Source organism: Antrihabitans auranticaus, assembly GCF_016481275.1.
In the GTDB taxonomy this organism is placed as follows: Bacteria; Actinomycetota; Actinomycetes; order Mycobacteriales; family Mycobacteriaceae; genus Antrihabitans.
Genome location: NZ_JAEMNW010000003.1, coordinates 114,275 through 130,860, shown reverse-complemented (window position 1 = coordinate 130,860; position 16,586 = coordinate 114,275). Strand labels below are relative to the sequence as shown.

Genomic DNA, 16,586 nt, shown 5'->3' with positions numbered 1-16,586 from the left:
GTGGCTGGTAAAGGGGTTGCGTGGGGGTGAGTATTTACTCCCCCTGGGGTGCCTAGTTCATTACGCCGGGGCCAACAAGGATCAGTTGTGTCAGGAAAGGCAATCCACCGAGGAGAAATCGAAATGCCAGTCGCACTGCAAGCCCCGCTCACCGCAAACGCCGCCGCTGGCGACGACGTCAACGATGACGACCTTGCCCGGCTGCGCGCAGAGATCGATCGCCTCGACGCAGAGATCCTCGACAACGTCCGCCGCCGCGTGGAAATCACCCGCCGTGCAGGTAAGGCACGCGTCGGCGTCGGCCTCCCGCAGGCAACCCGGCACGCCGAAATGGACGTTCTGCGCACCTTCGAAAAGCATCTCGGACGGGACGGTGTGAGCCTCGGAATGGTGCTCCTTCGCCTCGGCCGGACCGGCGTTCCCGGCCGTCAGAAGTAGTGCCTGCGCGACACGAAGTCTGACTATTTGCTGTTATAGCTGGTACACGGCACGATTGACCCCGACAAGAGAGGTCGATGTGTCTGTACTTGATGGGCCGTGCCTGCGATTTGCAGACGAGCAGGGGCGGCAGCAGGAGATTGTTCTTTCACCCGACGCGCCGCGTGTGACGGTCGGGCGATCGCCGCAGGCGGATGTTTCGTTGACATGGGACGACGAGGTGTCGCGTCTGCACGCTGCGATCGAATGGATCGGGACGAACTGGACGATCGTCGACGACGGGCTTTCACGCAACGGCACGTTCGTCAACGGTGAACGACTCGCGGGCCGTCGTAGATTGCGGGCAGGCGATCGAATCCGCATTGGGGGCGCGCTGCTCACATTCCACGAATTCGGAGCCGGATTCGACGATGTGACACGAGTTTCGTCCAATGCCGTGCCGACGCTTCGTTCGCTCACAGAAACGCAGCGTTCGGTGTTGATTGCATTGTGCCGCCCGTACAAGCACAGCGCCGCATTCGCGAGTCCGGCATCGAATCAGCAAATTGCCGGCGAGTTGTTCCTCAGTGTCGACGCGATCAAGACGCATTTGCGGGCGCTGTTCGCGAAATTCGGTGTGGAGGATCTGCCGCAGAATCAGAAGCGCGTGCGGCTCGCCGAATTGGCGCTGCAGAGCGGAGTCATCAACGAACGGGACCTCTAGGGTTCACGCACCGAGTCGGTGTTCGCGTGGGCTCACGCCGTGCTCCCGTTTGAATGCTGTGCTCAATGCGAAGGCGCTGCCGTAGCCGACCTGTCGTGCAATGGATTCGATCGGTGCATCGGATTCCCGCAGTAGGTCGGCTGCGAGTGCCAGCCGCCATTCGGTGAGGAAAGCCATGGGTGGTTCGCCGACGAGCTCGGTGAAGCGCTTCGCCAGCGCGGCGCGCGAGACGCCGACCTGTGCTGCGAGGCCCGCGACCGTCCATTGCTGCGTCGGGTTGTTCTCCATGAGTCGAATGGCTTTGCCTACCAACGGGTCCGCGTATGCGTGGTACCAGCCGGGCGCGTCGTCGCGGGAGAACCACGCGCGAAGCGCGGCAATCAGCAGGAGGTCCAACAGGCGGTCGAGTACGACGCCCTGTGCGGGATCGTCCTTGACCACTTCGCTTTCGAGCAGCGCCGGCAGCGGACCGCTCACCTGTCCTTCGTGCAGCACGATCAGCGGCGGAAGGGCGCGCAGCAGACGTGAACTCACCGCACCGGCCACCTCGTAGGTGCCGGTGATGAACATGGCAGCGCCGTCGGGATTGGTTCCCCAGCTGCGGACGCCGAGGTTGAGTGTCTCGCAGAGCACTTCGCCGTCGGGGGTCGTCGTGACCTGGCCCGGATGCAGGATCACATCGGGAGCGGTGTCCGGGTCGTCTGCAACCGTGTAAGCGTCTGGCCCGCGGAAGATTGCGATGTCACCGGCAACCAACTTCGTGGGTTCGCCGATATCGGGCACTACCCAGGCGTGGCCGCGAAGCGCTACCAGCACGGTGAGGGGCGCCTCGTCCTGAATCCGGATCGACCACGGCGGATCGAGAATCGAACGCATCAAGAACGCGCCGCGGGCCCGGGGGCCCTCGAGCAGGCTGGCGAGAACGTCCATGTGAAGAGGCTAGACGATCGAACATGAAATGAAGCGTTTCAGCGATGGATCGTCCAGCAAATTCCGACTGTACTGGTGTCACCGGAAAACAAAGACACTCGAAAGGCAGAAGGAAATGACTGTTCTGGTCGTTGGAAGCACAGGCAAGACGGGCCGGCGTGTGGCGGAGCGGCTTCAGGCAAAGGGCGTGGCGGTTCGCGAAGGATCGCGCAACTCTTCGATCCCCTTCGACTGGGAGAACCGCGAGACCTGGGGGCGGGCTCTCGACGGCGTCGACTCCGCGTACGTCACCTACTTTCCCGACCTCGCGGCGCCGGGTTCCATCGACGCGATGACGGCGTTCACGGCTCTCGCTGCCGCTAGCGGTTTGCGGCGACTCGTCCTGCTCGCGGGTCGCGGCGAGGAAGACGCCGAGGCATGCGAGCGGATCGTGCAAGGTTCGGGACTCGAATGCACGATCATCCGTGCGACCTGGTTCGCGCAGAACTTCAACGAGTCCTACTTCCTCGAGCCGATCCTTGCCGGCGAGATTGCCCTTCCGGTCGACGGAGTCCTGGAACCGTTCGTCGATGCCGACGACATCGCCGACGTCGCCGTTGCTGCCTTGACCGAGGACGGTCATGTCGGCAAGGTGTACGAACTCACCGGACCGCGGCTGCTGACGTTCGCCGACGCGATCGCCGAGATCGCACAGGCTGCCGGTCGGCACATCGAGTTCGTCTCGATCACGCCGGACGATTTCGCCGCGGGCATGCGTGAGCAAGGTGCCCCCGACGACGTCGTGGAGTTACTCGTCTACCTCTTCACGACCGTGCTGGACGGCCGCAATTCGGTGCTCGCCGACGGTGTCGCGCAAGCCCTCGGACGGCCACCGCGCGATTTCTCGGAGTTCGTCCGCGGCGCCGCCGCCGCGGGTGCTTGGACACCGGCAACGAGTCGGGTTGGGTGAGGGCATGAACACGCTCCGGACGATCGCGTTGCTCTTGGCAACGCTGACCAGCGGATTGCTTGCGGGTCTGTACTACGGCTACGCGAACTCGGTGATGCCCGCGCTCGGACAAGCCGACAACAAAACGATGATCGACGTGATGCAGAAGATCAACGTGGCGATCATCAACCCGGTGTTCATGCTGTCGTTCCTGGGTGCACCGGTCATCACGATCGGTGCGGCGGCGATGTTTCTCGGTAAGGACATGCGCAGCGTGCTCGGCTGGGTTGTGGCCGCAGCAGTACTCAACATTGCCGGCACCGTCGTCACGTTCGCGCTCAACATTCCGTTGAACGACCAACTCGACGCGGCCGGTGATCCGAATCAGATCACCGACCTCGCCGGTGTACGTGGCGACTTCTTCGACGCGTGGGTGCGGTGGAACATCGTCAGGTTGCTCCTCCACACTGCTGCGTTCGGCGCACTCGCGTGGTCGCTGATCCTGCTCGGACGGCGCACGGTCTAGGCGACGAGTGCGAGACGAGCGGCTCCGGCACAGTCGGGGCCGCTCGCTCGTGTGAGCATCCGGACGAGTGCGTCTGCGACCTGTGCAGGCTGCTCGAGGATGACCGAGTGCCCGGCACCGTCGACCATGACCAGGTCCGAGTACTCGACCTGCGCGGCCATGGCGACCGAATGCGAAGGCGGGGTCATGAGGTCCGCGGTGCCGCAGAGGACCAGCGTCGGGATCGCAGACAGCGACGGCATGGTCGCCGTCTCGTCGTAGGTCATGAACGAGCTCAGGAACGTCGCCATCGTCACGATCGAGGTTGCGTTGTGCATCGCGTTCGCCAGGGCCAGGACGCGGGGGCTGACCTTGCGATTGCCGAATTCCGCGGACCGGACGACGGGTGCGAACACCTTGCATGCGGCCAACTTGGCGCGACGCATCGCAGCAGGCGACTTGCGAACTGCGGCCTGGAACCAGGAGACGATCGGGTTCTGCAGCAGGCGGCCGTAGCCGGCTTCGGCAAGGCCGTTCGCGGCGGTCGCGATCAGTGCGATGCCGACGATCCGGGTGCCGATCTCGTGCGCGTACAGGCCTGCGTAGGTGATCGCGGTCATGCCGCCCATCGAGTGTCCGACGAGGACGACCGGACCGGTCGGCGCGACTGCCGCGAGGACGTCGTGCAGATCATGCCCGAGCTGGGTGATCGTGTAGGTCGCCGCTGCGGCTTCCTGCGATTCACCGTGGCCGCGGTGGTCGTAGCTGACGATCTTGGCTGCGGGGTACTGGGCTGCGAGCGCCTCTGTGACGAATGTCCACGACTCGGTGCTCAGGCAGTGTCCGTGCAGGAAGACGACGGTGACCGCGGCGTGCTGCGGGCCGGATTCACGGATCGCGAGGGCGACGCCGTCCCGAGTCGATACCCTCGCACGACGTTCCCCCAGCTTGGCGGTGGTGCTCGAGATCGACATTGCGGGCTCCGGTCGGAAGTGGGGTTGGTATGCACCACTCTTCGCTCAATGGCCGCGGCTGATAAGGGACCCGAGTGTTGGGCCGTCGACACCGCAGGGTGCACAGTTCGCACACCTTGGTGGGCCTGGTGGACGGCTGTTCGCTGCGGGCGTACAAGTAGGGGAAACGAATCCCTACGCTGCGACGTTATTCACGTAAGCCGGCAAAGACCGCCCAGGTAAATGGGTGGACGCGCGGCGGGTCGTACCCTGGCCAACTAGAGTAGTGGCGGGGGACTGGAACCTTGGCTGGGTTCCACCGGATCCGGAGCTGTGTGACGAACACCGAGGCCGGGCTAGGAGTGAGGGAGAGCGATGTTCGAGAGGTTTACAGACCGCGCACGGCGCGTCGTCGTCCTGGCCCAAGAAGAGGCCCGGATGCTCAACCACAACTACATCGGCACCGAGCACATCCTGCTCGGCCTCATCCACGAGGGCGAGGGTGTAGCGGCGAAGTCGCTGGAATCCCTTGGTATTTCTCTCGAGGGCGTGCGAAGCCAGGTCGAGGAGATCATCGGTCAGGGCCAGCAGGCGCCGTCCGGGCACATCCCGTTCACACCGCGTGCGAAGAAGGTCCTCGAGCTGAGCTTGCGCGAAGCGCTGCAGCTCGGCCACAACTACATCGGTACCGAGCACATCCTGCTCGGCCTGATTCGCGAGGGCGAGGGCGTCGCTGCCCAGGTTCTGGTGAAGCTGGGCGCCGACCTCAACCGGGTCCGGCAGCAGGTCATCCAGCTGCTCTCGGGCTACCAGGGCAAGGAGCCCGCCGAGTCCGGCAGCAGCCGTGGCGAAGCAGGCACTCCGTCGACCTCGCTGGTCCTCGACCAGTTCGGCCGCAACCTGACGCAGGCCGCGCTCGAAGGCAAGCTCGATCCGGTCATCGGCCGCTCGAAGGAAATCGAGCGCGTGATGCAGGTGCTGAGCCGCCGCACCAAGAACAACCCTGTGCTGATCGGCGAGCCCGGCGTCGGTAAGACGGCAGTCGTCGAGGGTCTCGCGCAGGCGATCGTCAACGGCGAGGTTCCCGAGACGCTCAAGGACAAGCAGCTCTACACCCTCGACCTCGGTTCGCTGGTCGCCGGTAGCCGGTACCGCGGTGACTTCGAAGAGCGCCTGAAGAAGGTGCTCAAGGAGATCAACACCCGCGGCGACATCATCCTGTTCATCGACGAGCTGCACACGCTCGTCGGCGCGGGTGCCGCCGAGGGTGCCATCGATGCGGCGTCGATCCTCAAGCCGAAGCTGGCTCGTGGCGAACTGCAGACGATCGGCGCGACCACGCTCGACGAGTACCGCAAGTACATCGAGAAGGACGCCGCCCTCGAGCGCCGGTTCCAGCCGGTGCAGGTCGGCGAGCCGACCGTCGAGCACACGATCAACATTCTGAAGGGCCTGCGGGACCGCTACGAGGCACACCACCGCGTATCGATCACCGACAGTGCTCTGGTGGCTGCGGCGACGTTGGCCGACCGGTACATCAACGACCGGTTCTTGCCCGACAAGGCGATCGACCTGATCGACGAGGCAGGCGCCCGGATGCGCATCCGCCGGATGACCGCACCGCCGGACCTGCGCGAATTCGACGACAAGATCGCCGACGCGCGCCGGGAGAAGGAATCCGCGATCGACGCGCAGGACTTCGAGAAGGCTGCATCGCTGCGAGACAAGGAGAAGACGCTGGTCGCCCAGCGCGCCGAGCGTGAGAAGCAGTGGCGTTCGGGTGACCTCGACGTCATCGCTGAGGTCGACGACGAGCAGATCGCCGAGGTGCTCGCCAACTGGACCGGAATTCCGGTGTTCAAGCTCACCGAGGAGGAGACCACCCGTCTGCTCCGCATGGAAGACGAGCTGCACAAGCGGATCATCGGCCAGGAAGACGCCGTCAAGGCCGTCTCGAAGGCGATTCGCCGTACGCGCGCCGGTCTGAAGGATCCGAAGCGGCCGTCGGGCTCGTTCATCTTCGCCGGGCCGTCGGGTGTCGGTAAGACCGAGCTGTCGAAGGCGTTGGCGAGCTTCCTGTTCGGCGACGACGATGCGCTCATCCAGATCGACATGGGCGAGTTCCACGACCGGTTCACCGCGTCGCGCCTGTTCGGTGCCCCGCCCGGATACGTCGGCTACGAAGAAGGCGGCCAGCTCACCGAGAAGGTGCGCCGGAAGCCGTTCAGCGTGGTGTTGTTCGACGAGATCGAGAAGGCGCACCAGGAGATCTACAACACCCTCCTGCAGGTGCTCGAAGACGGCCGCCTCACCGACGGTCAGGGCCGGACGGTCGACTTCAAGAACACCGTCCTGATCTTCACCTCGAACCTCGGTACGTCCGACATCTCGAAGGCCGTCGGCTTGGGCTTCTCGCAGAGCGCGGAAGGCTCGAACTACGAGCGGATGAAGCAGAAGGTCAACGACGAGCTCAAGAAGCACTTCCGTCCTGAGTTCCTCAACCGTATCGACGACGTCATCGTCTTCCACCAGCTGACGACTCAGCAGATCGTCCAGATGGTCGACCTGATGATTGCCCGTGTCGGCCGCCAGCTGGCGAGCAAGGACATGGCGATGGAGCTGACCGAGCAGGCCAAGGCATTGCTGGCCAAGCGCGGCTTCGATCCGGTCCTGGGTGCGCGGCCGCTGCGTCGCACCATCCAGCGCGAGATCGAGGACCAGCTGTCGGAGAAGATCCTGTTCGGCGAGATCGGTGCCGGCCAGGTCATCGAGGTCGACGTCGAAGGCTGGGACGGCGAAGGTGCCGGCGAGGATGCCAAGTTCACCTTCAAGGGCAAGCCGAAGGCTTCGCTCGTCAAGGTTGCCGCCGACGACGTTGCGACACCGGTGCTAGCCAAGGAATAAGAGTCACAACAAAACGGGCGGCCAGGGAAACCTGGCCGCCCGTTTTGGGTTCACCCGATTCGAGCCAGCACTTGCGCAAAATCGTCCGCCAATTCACCTGGGACGACCAGCTCGTCGATGCCCAGCCGGTCGCGCAGGTTGTACAACTCGGCGATCGCGGTATCCGGATCGGCGCTGAGCACGCCGGCCGCACCGGCTTCGCGCAAACCCGCCGCAGTGTGACCGAACTTTGTCGCCGTGAAGTACGGCAGTCTGTCGCCGATGCCGACGAGCTGGTAGGTGATCGGCAGCTCCCGCACCGACCGGACGGCGTCGGCCATCGGTAGGAGGTCGGCTTCGGTCGCCGCGGGCGGGGCTGCGAGCGAGACACGGTCGGCGTACCCGGCGGCGTCGGCAAGCAATCGTGGACCCGAGGCTGCGACGATGACCGGCGGCACCGGGTCGACGCTCTCGCGAACAGCCGCAACGGTTTCCGCAACCTTCGCGCGCCGCTCGCCGGGCGTTCCCCATGTCATGCCCAGCTTCGCGGCCTCACCGTCGCCGCCCGGGCGACCGGCACCGATGCCGAGTTCGAACCTGCCGTCGGAAAGCAACTGAAGGGCCGAAACTTCGCGAGCGGTCGCTGCGCGATGCCGCAACGGCGCGGACAGCACCCACGGCCGCAGTTTGATCGTCGACGTAACGGCCGCCGCGGCTGCCAGCGCCGGGAACGGCGACGGCGTGAACATGGTGTCCGGCAACAAGATTGCTGAGAATCCCTGGTCCTCCGCGCGTCGGACCTGCGCGATCCAATCCTTACCGCCGCGCGGCGTAATGATGACCGCGAAGGCGAAGTCGCTCATCGCCGCGTCTCCTGCAAGACCTTCAGCCGCGCACGATAGTCGGCCTCGCTGATCTCCCCGCGGGCGAACACGTCGCGCAACGTCCCCTCACCGGACCGCGCGTGGAATCGGCGGCGCGCGAAAATGACGACCGCGACGATCGTGATCCAGAACAGCAGCGGGATCAGGAAGAAGGCCGGCCACGGCGGGCCGACGCGGTCGTAGTGGTCGGCGAGGAAGTTCAGGGTTTCTGGTTGTGCGTGAATGTTCATGGCTCCAACCCTGCCGGGACGCGGATCGCCGCACATCGGTCGCGCGGCGCGATCCCGCATACGTCGCGACGCGTACTACTCCTGCCAGCCCGGGCGGACCAGGCCGAATTCGTACGCCATTACGACGAGTTGAGTGCGGTCACGAGCGTTGAGCTTCAACAAGATTCGACTGACGTGCGTGCGTGCCGTCGCGGGGCTCATGAAGAGCCGCTCACCTATTTCGGCGTTCGTCAGGCCCTCGGCGACAAGGCACATCACTTCCCGTTCACGATCGGTGAGGTCGTCGAGCACGGGGGAACGAGGGGCCTGTTTGGCATGCGCGGCAAACTCGGCAACGAGGCGCCGAGTCGCGCCGGGCGACAACAGCGCTTCGCCGGCTGCGACGACGCGGACCGCTCGAACGAGGTCCGCCGGCTCGGTGTGTTTGACCAGAAAGCCGGTGGCACCGGCACGCATTGCCTCGAAGACGTACTCGTCGAGTTCGAACGTCGTCAGGACGACGACCCGCACGTCGGCAAGCTTGGGATCATCGGCGATCAGCCGAGTGGCACCGAGCCCGTCGAGGACCGGCATCCGGATGTCCATCAGTACGACGTCCGGCGAGAGCTGCCGGGTCAGCCGCACTGCCTGCTCGCCGTTGTCTGCTTCCCCGACGACCTCGATTCCGTCCTGCGCGTCGAGCAGTGCGACGAATCCTGCTCGCACGAGCGCTTGATCGTCCGCAACGACCACGCGAATTGTCATCGATCGTCCTCTCCACCGTCGATGGGCAATCTGGCGTCCACCCGAAAACCGCCACCGCTGCGCGGCGCTGCGGACAGTTCACCGCCGAGCGCGTGCGCTCGCTCGATCATGCCCCGGATACCGGACCCGCCGGAAGTCGCAGGCGCGGGGTTTCCGCGACCGTCGTCGTCGATCCGCAACGTCAGATGGTGTGCCGAATACCGCACGTGGACAGCAGCACTCGAGCCCGGCGAATGGCGGGCGACGTTCGTCAGTGATTCCTGCACGATCCGCGCCGCCGCGACGTCGACGACGCTCGGCAGCCGCCGGACCTCTCCCTCGACGTCGGTACGCACCTCGATCCCCGCGCTTCGGGCGCGCGCCACAACGGCATCGAGGTCGGCGATGCTCGGGGCGGGAGCGGTCGGTGCACGGTCGGTGCCGCTGCGGATCGACGTGAGCAAGGAATGCACTTCACCGAGCGCATCACGGCTCGCGGCCTTGATGGCAGCGAGGGCGGTTGCTGCCTGTTCGGGCTTGGTGTCGATCAGTTCGAGAGCGACCGAAGACTGCACGTTGATCATCGAAAGGCTATGTGCAAGAACGTCGTGTAGTTCCCGGGCGATGGCGAGACGTTCGTCGCTGGCACGCCTGAGTCGATCCTGTTCCGCGGATTCGCGGGCAGCCTCGGCACGTTGCTTGCGAGCTTCGACGACGGCACGGCGTTGGCGAATTCCTTCGGCCGCGGACACGAGAACAGTCAGCCACGCGGCCATGCCCAACGCCGCCCACCACGTCGGCGCTCCATGGCCCAGTAGCGCGGGTACCGGCCAGATGAAGCCGAGATAGCCCAGCGGAATGAGTGCGTAAGTCGGCCACCGTGAACCGAGCGTCGCGGCTGTGAGGAACGCGATGACGAGCGAGATGAAGACAGGTCCGTAGCCGTAGCGCACGACGTAGGCGGCGGTCACGGCCAGGACGACCAGCAGAACGGTCATCGGGTAGCGGCGCCGGAAGAGCAGTGCGATGGGACCGACGAGGAGAAGGAGGTAGCCGTACGCATCGAGCGGCGCTGCGAACGACTGATTGGGGTTGGCGCCCCGGCTGCCGCCGAGTTGAACGACGGCAACGAACAGGGCCATTCCCCACTCCCACGGCCTGATAGTTCGCATATTCGCAACGTAGTCCGCGCGTACGGGAAGTGTCGTCGGCCTGCGTACGTAGTCGAGGTGTCGCCGCGCGACGGATGTGGCTTGGACGACCGCGCGGGAGGGTCGACGCATGAGAAATCAGATTGTGGTCACCGACGGGCTGACCAAACGTTACGGCGAGCAGTTGGCGGTCGACTCGGTGAGCTTGAGTGTTCGTGCGGGGGAGATCTACGGCTTCCTCGGGCCGAACGGTGCAGGCAAGACGACGACGTTGCGCATGTTGGTGGGGCTGATCCGCCCGACCAGCGGGTCGGCGTCCGTGCTCGGACGCGACCCAGGCGATCCGGAATCCGCGCACAAGACAGGGGTCCTGATCGAGGGTCCGGGCTTCTATCCGTATCTCTCGGGACGTGACAACCTGCGCGTGATGGCGCGCTATCGCGGACTTGCCGACAGCCACGTCGAAGCTGCGCTCGAGCGAGTTGGACTCCGCGGACGCGGTGACGACAAATTCAAGACGTACTCGCTCGGTATGAAGCAACGCCTCGGGGTGGGGTCCGCGTTGCTCGGCGAGCCGGACCTGCTGATCCTCGACGAACCGACCAACGGGCTCGACCCGGCAGGCATGGCGGAGATGCGTGAACTGATCGTCGACCTCGCCGCAAGCGGCCACTCGGTCCTGCTCTCCAGCCACATGCTGAGCGAGGTCCAGCAGATCTGCGATCGGGTCGGCGTTATCTCGAACGGGGTGCTCCTCGTCGAGTCCACGGTGGCGGAGCTGCGTGGCGCGTCGACGTTGTTCGTCCGGGCGGAACCGCTCGAGATCGCACTCCAGGTCGTTCGGCACGTCGTGGGGGATCGTCGAGCGATAGTGGCAGCCAACGGGATTCGGGTCGATATGAGCGCCGACCACGCACCCGCGCTTGCCCGCGCCATCGTCGAGTCCGGCGCGGATCTCCTGGAACTGCGATCCGACGAGCGGTCGCTGGAAGAAGTCTTCTTCGAAATGACGACCACCGAAAAGGAGCTGTCGAAATGAACGCAATTCTTGTGAGCGCACGCGCGGAGGCTCTCCGACTGCGCAAGTGGCCGGCCTTCTGGGTTCTTCTGGGAACGTGGATCGCAATGAATCTCGCGTTCGTCTACGTCTTCAACTACATCGCGTACAAGACCGGTGATTCCGGCGAAATGTCGAACGGTCTGCCGCCGGAACTCCTTCTTCGCCAGATGCTTCCGACCGCCGTGCCGGAAGTGTTCACCCAGGGTATGGCAATGTTCGGCGGCGCACTGATGCTGATTCTGGGTGCGCTCGCGGTGGGCAGCGGCTACGGCTGGGGGACGTGGAAGACGGTTTTCACCCAGGGTCCGCGTCGGGTTTCGGTCATCGGTGGAACAGCGTTGGCCCTCGGCGTCGTGGTTGTCGCCCAGGTTCTCGCGGCGTTCGTCATCGATTTCTCGATCGCATGCCTCGTCGCCGTCAGTGAATCGCAGCCGATCGTTCTGCCGTCGCTTTCGCACACCGCGACGGGAATCGGCACCGGTATTCTCATCCTCGGCATGTGGACGCTGTTCGGCGTCCTGATCGGCACACTCGCCCGCGGCCCTGCACTCGCGGTCGGTCTCGGTCTCGTGTGGGTGCTGGTCATCGAGAATCTGCTCCGCGGCGTCGCGGCCATTTTGGGCCCGATGCGCGTCGTCACCGACTATCTACCGGGTACGGCGGCGGGTTCGCTTGCCGGTGCGATGCGCACGGTGCCGGGCGAGCCGACGCCCGGTGTGCTCGACATTCTGCCGCGGTCGGAATCTGTTGTCGCACTGGTTGCATACCTCGCGGTGTTCGCAGTGGGTACGGTTTGGTTGGTGCAGCGACGCGACCTCGTCTGACTGCGCAGACCGATTCGACGACCTGAAAGGACAGCACAATGCCGACTCGTACCGCGGTCACCCGTTGGACCGGAGGACTGCAGGATGGTGCAGGCCGCACGGAGTTCGTGAGCTCGGGCCTCGGAACATTCGACGTCTCCTTCCCGAAACGGATCGCGGATGCCGCAGACGGCACGACGAGCCCGGAGGAACTGATCGCCGCTGCTCACGCGTCGTGCTTCGCGATGGCGCTGTCCGGCGGTATCGCTGCCGCAGGTGGTACGCCCAAGTCGTTGGACGTCACCGCCGACGTGTCGATCGGCCCGGACCCCGCAGGCGGTCTGCGGCTCACCGGCATCAAGCTGACGGTCCGCGGTGAGGTCGACGGCCTTGACGAGGCGGGCTTCGTCCAGGCAGCCGAGGATACGAAGGTCGGTTGCCCGGTCAGCAAGGCGCTGACCGGTGTCGAGATCACTGTCGATGCAGCGTTAGGGGCGTAGCCCGAGCACGAAGTACCTCCTCGCGTCCACCCGATACATCGAGATCAGCGCGGCGACCACCGCGAAGATGTGCAGCACGCGGACCAGCGCCAGCAGCACGGAATCGAGCGTGATCCCGTCGAACAGGCCGGGATTCGACGAAAGGACGGCCGCCATCGGCTCGATGGTCAGTGATGCCAACCCGACCGTGCCGAGCCCGACGGTGAGCGTTGTTCGCGCCCAGCGTCGCCCGCGATGCATCAAAACGGCGATCCCGACCACGGCGGCATAGATGGCCGCGCGGACCGCGAGGCCGAGCGCGAGGGCGCCGACATCGGCATCGGGCCGCTCGAGTGCGATCGCCGTCCGGAGAATTGCTTCGACGGCGCCCGCCGCAACAGCAATCGCGATGAGGATGAGGGCTCGGTCGACCGATGGCGGCGCAACATCTGCGGTTGTCGTCATGGATCGATCCTGCGAGACCGAAACCGACCGCCGCATCACCCCGCGGTCGTGTTGCGCCCCCTACCGGGGTACTACGAACGCAATACAGGGGGCCGCCTAAGCGACCCCCTGTATTGCGATGTCTACGTCAGCGCGATGCGAGCGTCTGTGTCGCGGACTTCTGCCGGTCGGCCAACTCGGTAAGGAACGCGAAAGCGATGCCGAGGCTGATCCACAGTGTCGCCTGCGTCGCGAGCGATGACAGCCTGAACTCCCACAACAGGGTCGCAGGGAAGTCATCGCCGACCTCGTTCACGCCGGGTAGCAGGACATAACCCAGGCCGACAACGACAAGGAACGCGCCGAGCGGAGCTGCCAGGCGAACGGTAAATTGCTGCGCCTGAACAACTTTGGACACATAAGCTGCGATGGCTACCGCTGCCAAACCAAGGAGCACCGCCGAGAGCCAGAGCAGTGTTCGTTTGTTGATCGTGTCCGGATCACCGACAGCGGGCGGATTGGCGGGGTACTTGAAGAAGGGCACCGCCTCTATCGCGAGCCATCCCGCCGTTGCCAGGCTGATAGCCAGGATCGGCCCGGACAGACCCATGAACCGGCGTGCGTAATGCGCGACCGCCGCGAAGATCGCGCCGAGTGCCAGTCCCGCGAGAGCGGTCGCAAGGAACAGGCCGCCCTTCTGGCCGTCCCGGCTGACGAGGGCGTCCTCTTCGTCGTGCGAGTGGCCACCAGTGGCTTCGGCGGCGTGGTCGTGCGCCTCGGCGGCAGCGTTCTGCTCTTCGATCGCGATCGCTGCGTCGACGTGCGGTTCACCGAGCAGGAATGCGACGCCTCCGGCCAGCAATCCGGCGATGAGACCTGCAAGCAAGCCGCGAATCAACAGGGTTTTGAGGCTCCCCGAAAGTGGTGTCAGTGGCACGGTAGCCCCAGCAGATGACGACCGTCGTGCATCAACTCATGCATGTACATTCCGCTACGCGAAATGGCGCCCTGGTCGAAGCCGACCAGGTACAGCGTGAGCATCGCAAGCAGTACGACGCCTACCGTGACGAGCAGTGCGCCCAGTCGACTGTCGACCTGACTGGGTGAATGAGCGAGTGCCATCGAACCTCCTGGGATTACGCGTCCCGTTTAGCGGTGTGATGGCAAGAAGGGTCTGGCTACCGGCGAATGGTCGCCGGATCACAGTGGCGCGACCGCTCCGGAATCACACCGGTATTCCCGCATCACCATCACGTTGTCTCCGGCACTTTCGCACCCGCCGGCGGGCGCTGTCAATCCGCTGGTCAGGCGGTTGCGGTCGACTTCACGTCGAGCACGACCTCGAATTCGAGCAGTGCCGCGCCGGTAGCAACCGGTTTCGCGCGCTCACCCGAATGCGCTTCTCGTGCAGGACCGTTCGCCCACGCCTGGAACGACTCCTCGGAATCCCAATGCGTGACCACGAAATACCGGTCGTCACCCTTCACCGGGCGCAGCAACTGGAAGCCCAGAAAGCCGGGCGAATTTTCCACCGCGTGCGCGCGGTGCGCGAACCGCTTCTCCAACTCGGGACCGGCGCCCTCGGGCACCGAGATTGCGTTGATCTTCACGACTGCCATAGAGGCAACATTAGCTCGCTCCGCTCGCGAGTTCGCGGGCCCGTGAGGTGGCGCCCCGCTCTATCCACCTCGGCTGACGCAGCCGAACCACGCCGCTGCCGGTTTCGAGTTTCGCTCGCGTTATAACGCGAGCAAAGCGCAAAGCGGCGAGCCGGGGAGATCGGCCTGTACCGTCGGTCCCGTGCTCCATGACGAAGGCGGCACCGGCCGACCGATTCTGCTGCTGCACGGGCTGATGGGGAGTGCGCGCACGTGGCAGCGCCAGGTCCCCTGGCTTCGGGACTTCGGGCATGTGTACACGTTCGACGCCGCAGGCCACGGCCGACCGATCCTGCCGAGCTTGGCGACCGAGGCATTCGTCGCCGACCTCGCCGCTGGGCTGGAAGAGGTTCGCGAGCCCGTCGTCGTGATCGGCCATTCGATGGGTGCCCTGCACGGGTGGTGTTTCACCGCGGCGCACCCGGAGCGGGTCCGGGGGCTCGTCGTCGAAGACATGGCGCCGGATTTTCAGGGCCGCACCGCGGCGAATTGGGCCGCGATGATGAAGGCGTGGCCGCAGCCGTTCAAGACCACCGAGGCAATGTTCGAGTTCTTCGGACCCGTTGCGGGCCAGTACTTCCTGGACTCTTTCGAGCAGCGGTCCGACGGGTTTCATCTGCATGGCGACGTCGACACGTTTCGCGCGATATCCGAGGAATGGGGGACGCGGGATTTCTGGGACCAGTGGCGATCGATCACTGTTCCCGCGCTTGTGATCGAGGGCGAGCACACGATCACACCTCCGGGCCAGATGCAGAAAATGGCGCAGCTGCATCCCGCTTCGGAGTATGTCGTGATTCCCGAGGCGGGGCACCTGGTGCACGACGATCAACCCGAGCGCTATCGCGAGGTCGTCAGCAAGTTCCTGCGGGCGCTCAACTCGTAGGTGCGCCGCCTTCGCCTGCGAGAGCGAAGAGTCCGTCGTCGGTCTGTTCGACGAGGCCGTCGAGTAGAAGTGAGTCGAGCGCGCGGTCGCGTTGGGCCGGATCGCTCTCCCAGACGATGTCGAGGCGTGCTCGTTCGACCGGCACCGAGCTGTCGCGCAGTACGTCGAGCAGCCGACCGCGCACCTGCCGATCGGTTCCGGTGAACTTCTGCACTCGACGCGGTGGCGCGGTGGACGCGGGTCGTCCGGCCTGCACCCATGCGCAACCGCTCAGGGGGCAGCGCGAGCAGTCCGGATTGCGCGCAGTGCAGATCGTCGCTCCGAGTTCCATCAGTGCCGCCGAAAAGACCGCAGCCTCGGCGACGTCGGCCGGAAGCTCGGCCGACACATCGGCCATGTCGCGCGTCATCGACGGATTGCCCGCCTCCGCCCGGCCGTGCACCGCGCGCGCAACCACCCGCCGGACATTCGTATCGACTACGGGAACCCGCGCACCGTAGGCGAAGCACGCGACCGCGCGTGCTGTGTAATCACCGATGCCGGGCAGGTCCAACAGGACGGAGACGTCAGCCGGAACGACGTCGTCGAAGCGTTCGGCGAGCACCCGGGCGCACTCGTGCAGCCGTAGTGCCCTGCGCGGATAGCCGAGCTTGCCCCAGGCGCGCAGGACCTCTGCCTGCGACGATGCGGCCATCGCCGACGGCACGGGCCACCGTTGCACCCACTGTTCCCAGATCGGTGCCACCCGGACGACGGGTGTCTGCTGGAGCATGATTTCGCTCATCAGAATGTGCCAGCCGGTCACACCGGGGCGTCGCCACGGCAGGTCGCGCGCGGCGCTGCGATACCAGTCGCAGAGCGGGTCGAAATTGCTCCTCACAGTGTGTTCCCCAAGACGGTCGGATGTAGTTTCCGCATGATTAACGCG

At 65.2% G+C, this 16,586-nt stretch carries 20 protein-coding genes; 9 read left to right on the top strand and 11 right to left on the bottom strand.

What is annotated here, in order from left to right; all coding sequences use genetic code 11:
- Positions 1–123: 123 nt before the first annotated feature.
- Positions 124–438 (top strand): chorismate mutase, encoded by a 315-nt coding sequence (locus JGU72_RS14880; RefSeq protein ID WP_199684760.1) that lies wholly within the window; start codon positions 124–126, stop codon positions 436–438.
- Between the two features lie 79 nt (positions 439–517).
- Entirely contained in the window at positions 518–1,141 is a 624-nt protein-coding gene (locus JGU72_RS14875; protein ID WP_199684759.1) for an FHA domain-containing protein, read from the top strand.
- Positions 1,142–1,144: 3 nt separating this feature from the next.
- Here JGU72_RS14875 and JGU72_RS14870 read toward each other — a convergent pair whose 3' ends face one another.
- Positions 1,145–2,071 carry an AraC family transcriptional regulator gene (locus JGU72_RS14870; RefSeq protein WP_199684758.1) on the bottom strand — a complete coding sequence of 309 codons (927 nt, stop codon included), beginning with the start codon at positions 2,069–2,071 and terminating at the stop codon, positions 1,145–1,147.
- A gap of 115 nt (positions 2,072–2,186) precedes the next feature.
- Here JGU72_RS14870 and JGU72_RS14865 point away from each other — a divergent pair, with 115 nt between their 5' ends.
- Together JGU72_RS14865 and JGU72_RS14860 are read left to right on the top strand one after the other, a co-directional pair.
- Positions 2,187–3,020, top strand: a complete 834-nt coding sequence (locus JGU72_RS14865; RefSeq protein ID WP_233532479.1) for a Rossmann-fold NAD(P)-binding domain-containing protein — start codon at positions 2,187–2,189, stop codon at positions 3,018–3,020.
- 4 nt (positions 3,021–3,024) lie between these two features.
- Complete coding sequence (locus JGU72_RS14860; protein ID WP_199684756.1) at positions 3,025–3,525, top strand: anthrone oxygenase family protein; 501 nt, start codon at positions 3,025–3,027, stop codon at positions 3,523–3,525.
- On the opposite strand, the gene JGU72_RS14855 is transcribed toward JGU72_RS14860, so the two are convergent.
- Entirely contained in the window at positions 3,522–4,478 is a 957-nt protein-coding gene (locus tag JGU72_RS14855) for an alpha/beta fold hydrolase (protein ID WP_199684755.1), read from the bottom strand. The two genes, JGU72_RS14860 and JGU72_RS14855, sit on opposite strands and share 4 nt — an antisense overlap.
- Positions 4,479–4,832: 354 nt before the next feature.
- Here JGU72_RS14855 and JGU72_RS14850 point away from each other — a divergent pair, with 354 nt between their 5' ends.
- Positions 4,833–7,361, top strand: a complete 2,529-nt coding sequence (locus JGU72_RS14850) for an ATP-dependent Clp protease ATP-binding subunit (protein WP_199684754.1) — start codon at positions 4,833–4,835, stop codon at positions 7,359–7,361.
- Positions 7,362–7,411: 50 nt separating this feature from the next.
- Here JGU72_RS14850 and JGU72_RS14845 read toward each other — a convergent pair whose 3' ends face one another.
- The 4 genes from JGU72_RS14845 to JGU72_RS14830 form a co-directional block, all read right to left on the bottom strand.
- Entirely contained in the window at positions 7,412–8,203 is a 792-nt protein-coding gene (locus tag JGU72_RS14845; protein ID WP_199684753.1) for an LLM class flavin-dependent oxidoreductase, read from the bottom strand.
- The gene (locus tag JGU72_RS14840) at positions 8,200–8,454 is read right to left on the bottom strand and encodes an SHOCT domain-containing protein (RefSeq protein ID WP_199684752.1); all 255 of its coding nucleotides are present in this window, start codon (positions 8,452–8,454) and stop codon (positions 8,200–8,202) included. The genes JGU72_RS14845 and JGU72_RS14840 overlap by 4 nt, the downstream gene beginning before the upstream one ends.
- 75 nt (positions 8,455–8,529) lie before the next feature.
- A complete protein-coding gene (locus JGU72_RS14835; RefSeq protein ID WP_199684751.1) occupies positions 8,530–9,198 on the bottom strand; it encodes a response regulator transcription factor in 669 nt (222 codons plus the stop codon).
- Entirely contained in the window at positions 9,195–10,349 is a 1,155-nt protein-coding gene (locus JGU72_RS14830; RefSeq protein ID WP_233532478.1) for a sensor histidine kinase, read from the bottom strand. Before JGU72_RS14830 ends, JGU72_RS14835 begins: the two co-directional genes overlap by 4 nt.
- Positions 10,350–10,458: 109 nt before the next feature.
- On the opposite strand from JGU72_RS14830, the gene JGU72_RS14825 reads away from it, so the two are divergent.
- Genes JGU72_RS14825 through JGU72_RS14815 form a run of 3 tightly spaced genes read left to right on the top strand, consistent with a single transcriptional unit; the run spans position 10,459 to position 12,691 of the window.
- Positions 10,459–11,367, top strand: coding sequence for an ABC transporter ATP-binding protein (locus tag JGU72_RS14825; RefSeq protein ID WP_199684750.1), 909 nt, complete (start codon positions 10,459–10,461; stop codon positions 11,365–11,367).
- Complete coding sequence (locus tag JGU72_RS14820) at positions 11,364–12,212, top strand: ABC transporter permease subunit (RefSeq protein WP_199684749.1); 849 nt, start codon at positions 11,364–11,366, stop codon at positions 12,210–12,212. The genes JGU72_RS14825 and JGU72_RS14820 overlap by 4 nt, the downstream gene beginning before the upstream one ends.
- 38 nt (positions 12,213–12,250) lie before the next feature.
- On the top strand, positions 12,251–12,691 hold the full coding sequence (locus JGU72_RS14815; RefSeq protein ID WP_199684748.1) for an OsmC family peroxiredoxin: 441 nt from the start codon (positions 12,251–12,253) through the stop codon (positions 12,689–12,691).
- On the opposite strand, the gene JGU72_RS14810 is transcribed toward JGU72_RS14815, so the two are convergent.
- The 4 genes from JGU72_RS14810 to mhuD form a co-directional block, all read right to left on the bottom strand.
- Positions 12,680–13,135, bottom strand: coding sequence for a hypothetical protein (locus JGU72_RS14810; RefSeq protein WP_199684747.1), 456 nt, complete (start codon positions 13,133–13,135; stop codon positions 12,680–12,682). The two genes, JGU72_RS14815 and JGU72_RS14810, sit on opposite strands and share 12 nt — an antisense overlap.
- Before the next feature lie 127 nt (positions 13,136–13,262).
- Complete coding sequence (locus JGU72_RS14805; protein ID WP_199684746.1) at positions 13,263–14,051, bottom strand: CbtA family protein; 789 nt, start codon at positions 14,049–14,051, stop codon at positions 13,263–13,265.
- Entirely contained in the window at positions 14,042–14,236 is a 195-nt protein-coding gene (locus JGU72_RS14800; RefSeq protein ID WP_199684745.1) for a CbtB domain-containing protein, read from the bottom strand. Before JGU72_RS14800 ends, JGU72_RS14805 begins: the two co-directional genes overlap by 10 nt.
- Positions 14,237–14,418: 182 nt before the next feature.
- A complete protein-coding gene (mhuD, locus tag JGU72_RS14795; RefSeq protein ID WP_199684744.1) occupies positions 14,419–14,733 on the bottom strand; it encodes a mycobilin-forming heme oxygenase MhuD in 315 nt (104 codons plus the stop codon).
- A 181-nt stretch (positions 14,734–14,914) separates the two neighbouring features.
- Here mhuD and JGU72_RS14790 point away from each other — a divergent pair, with 181 nt between their 5' ends.
- Entirely contained in the window at positions 14,915–15,658 is a 744-nt protein-coding gene (locus JGU72_RS14790) for an alpha/beta fold hydrolase (RefSeq protein WP_199684743.1), read from the top strand.
- Here JGU72_RS14790 and JGU72_RS14785 read toward each other — a convergent pair.
- Complete coding sequence (locus JGU72_RS14785; protein ID WP_199684742.1) at positions 15,648–16,538, bottom strand: HhH-GPD family protein; 891 nt, start codon at positions 16,536–16,538, stop codon at positions 15,648–15,650. The two genes, JGU72_RS14790 and JGU72_RS14785, sit on opposite strands and share 11 nt — an antisense overlap.
- Positions 16,539–16,586: the final 48 nt, after the last annotated feature.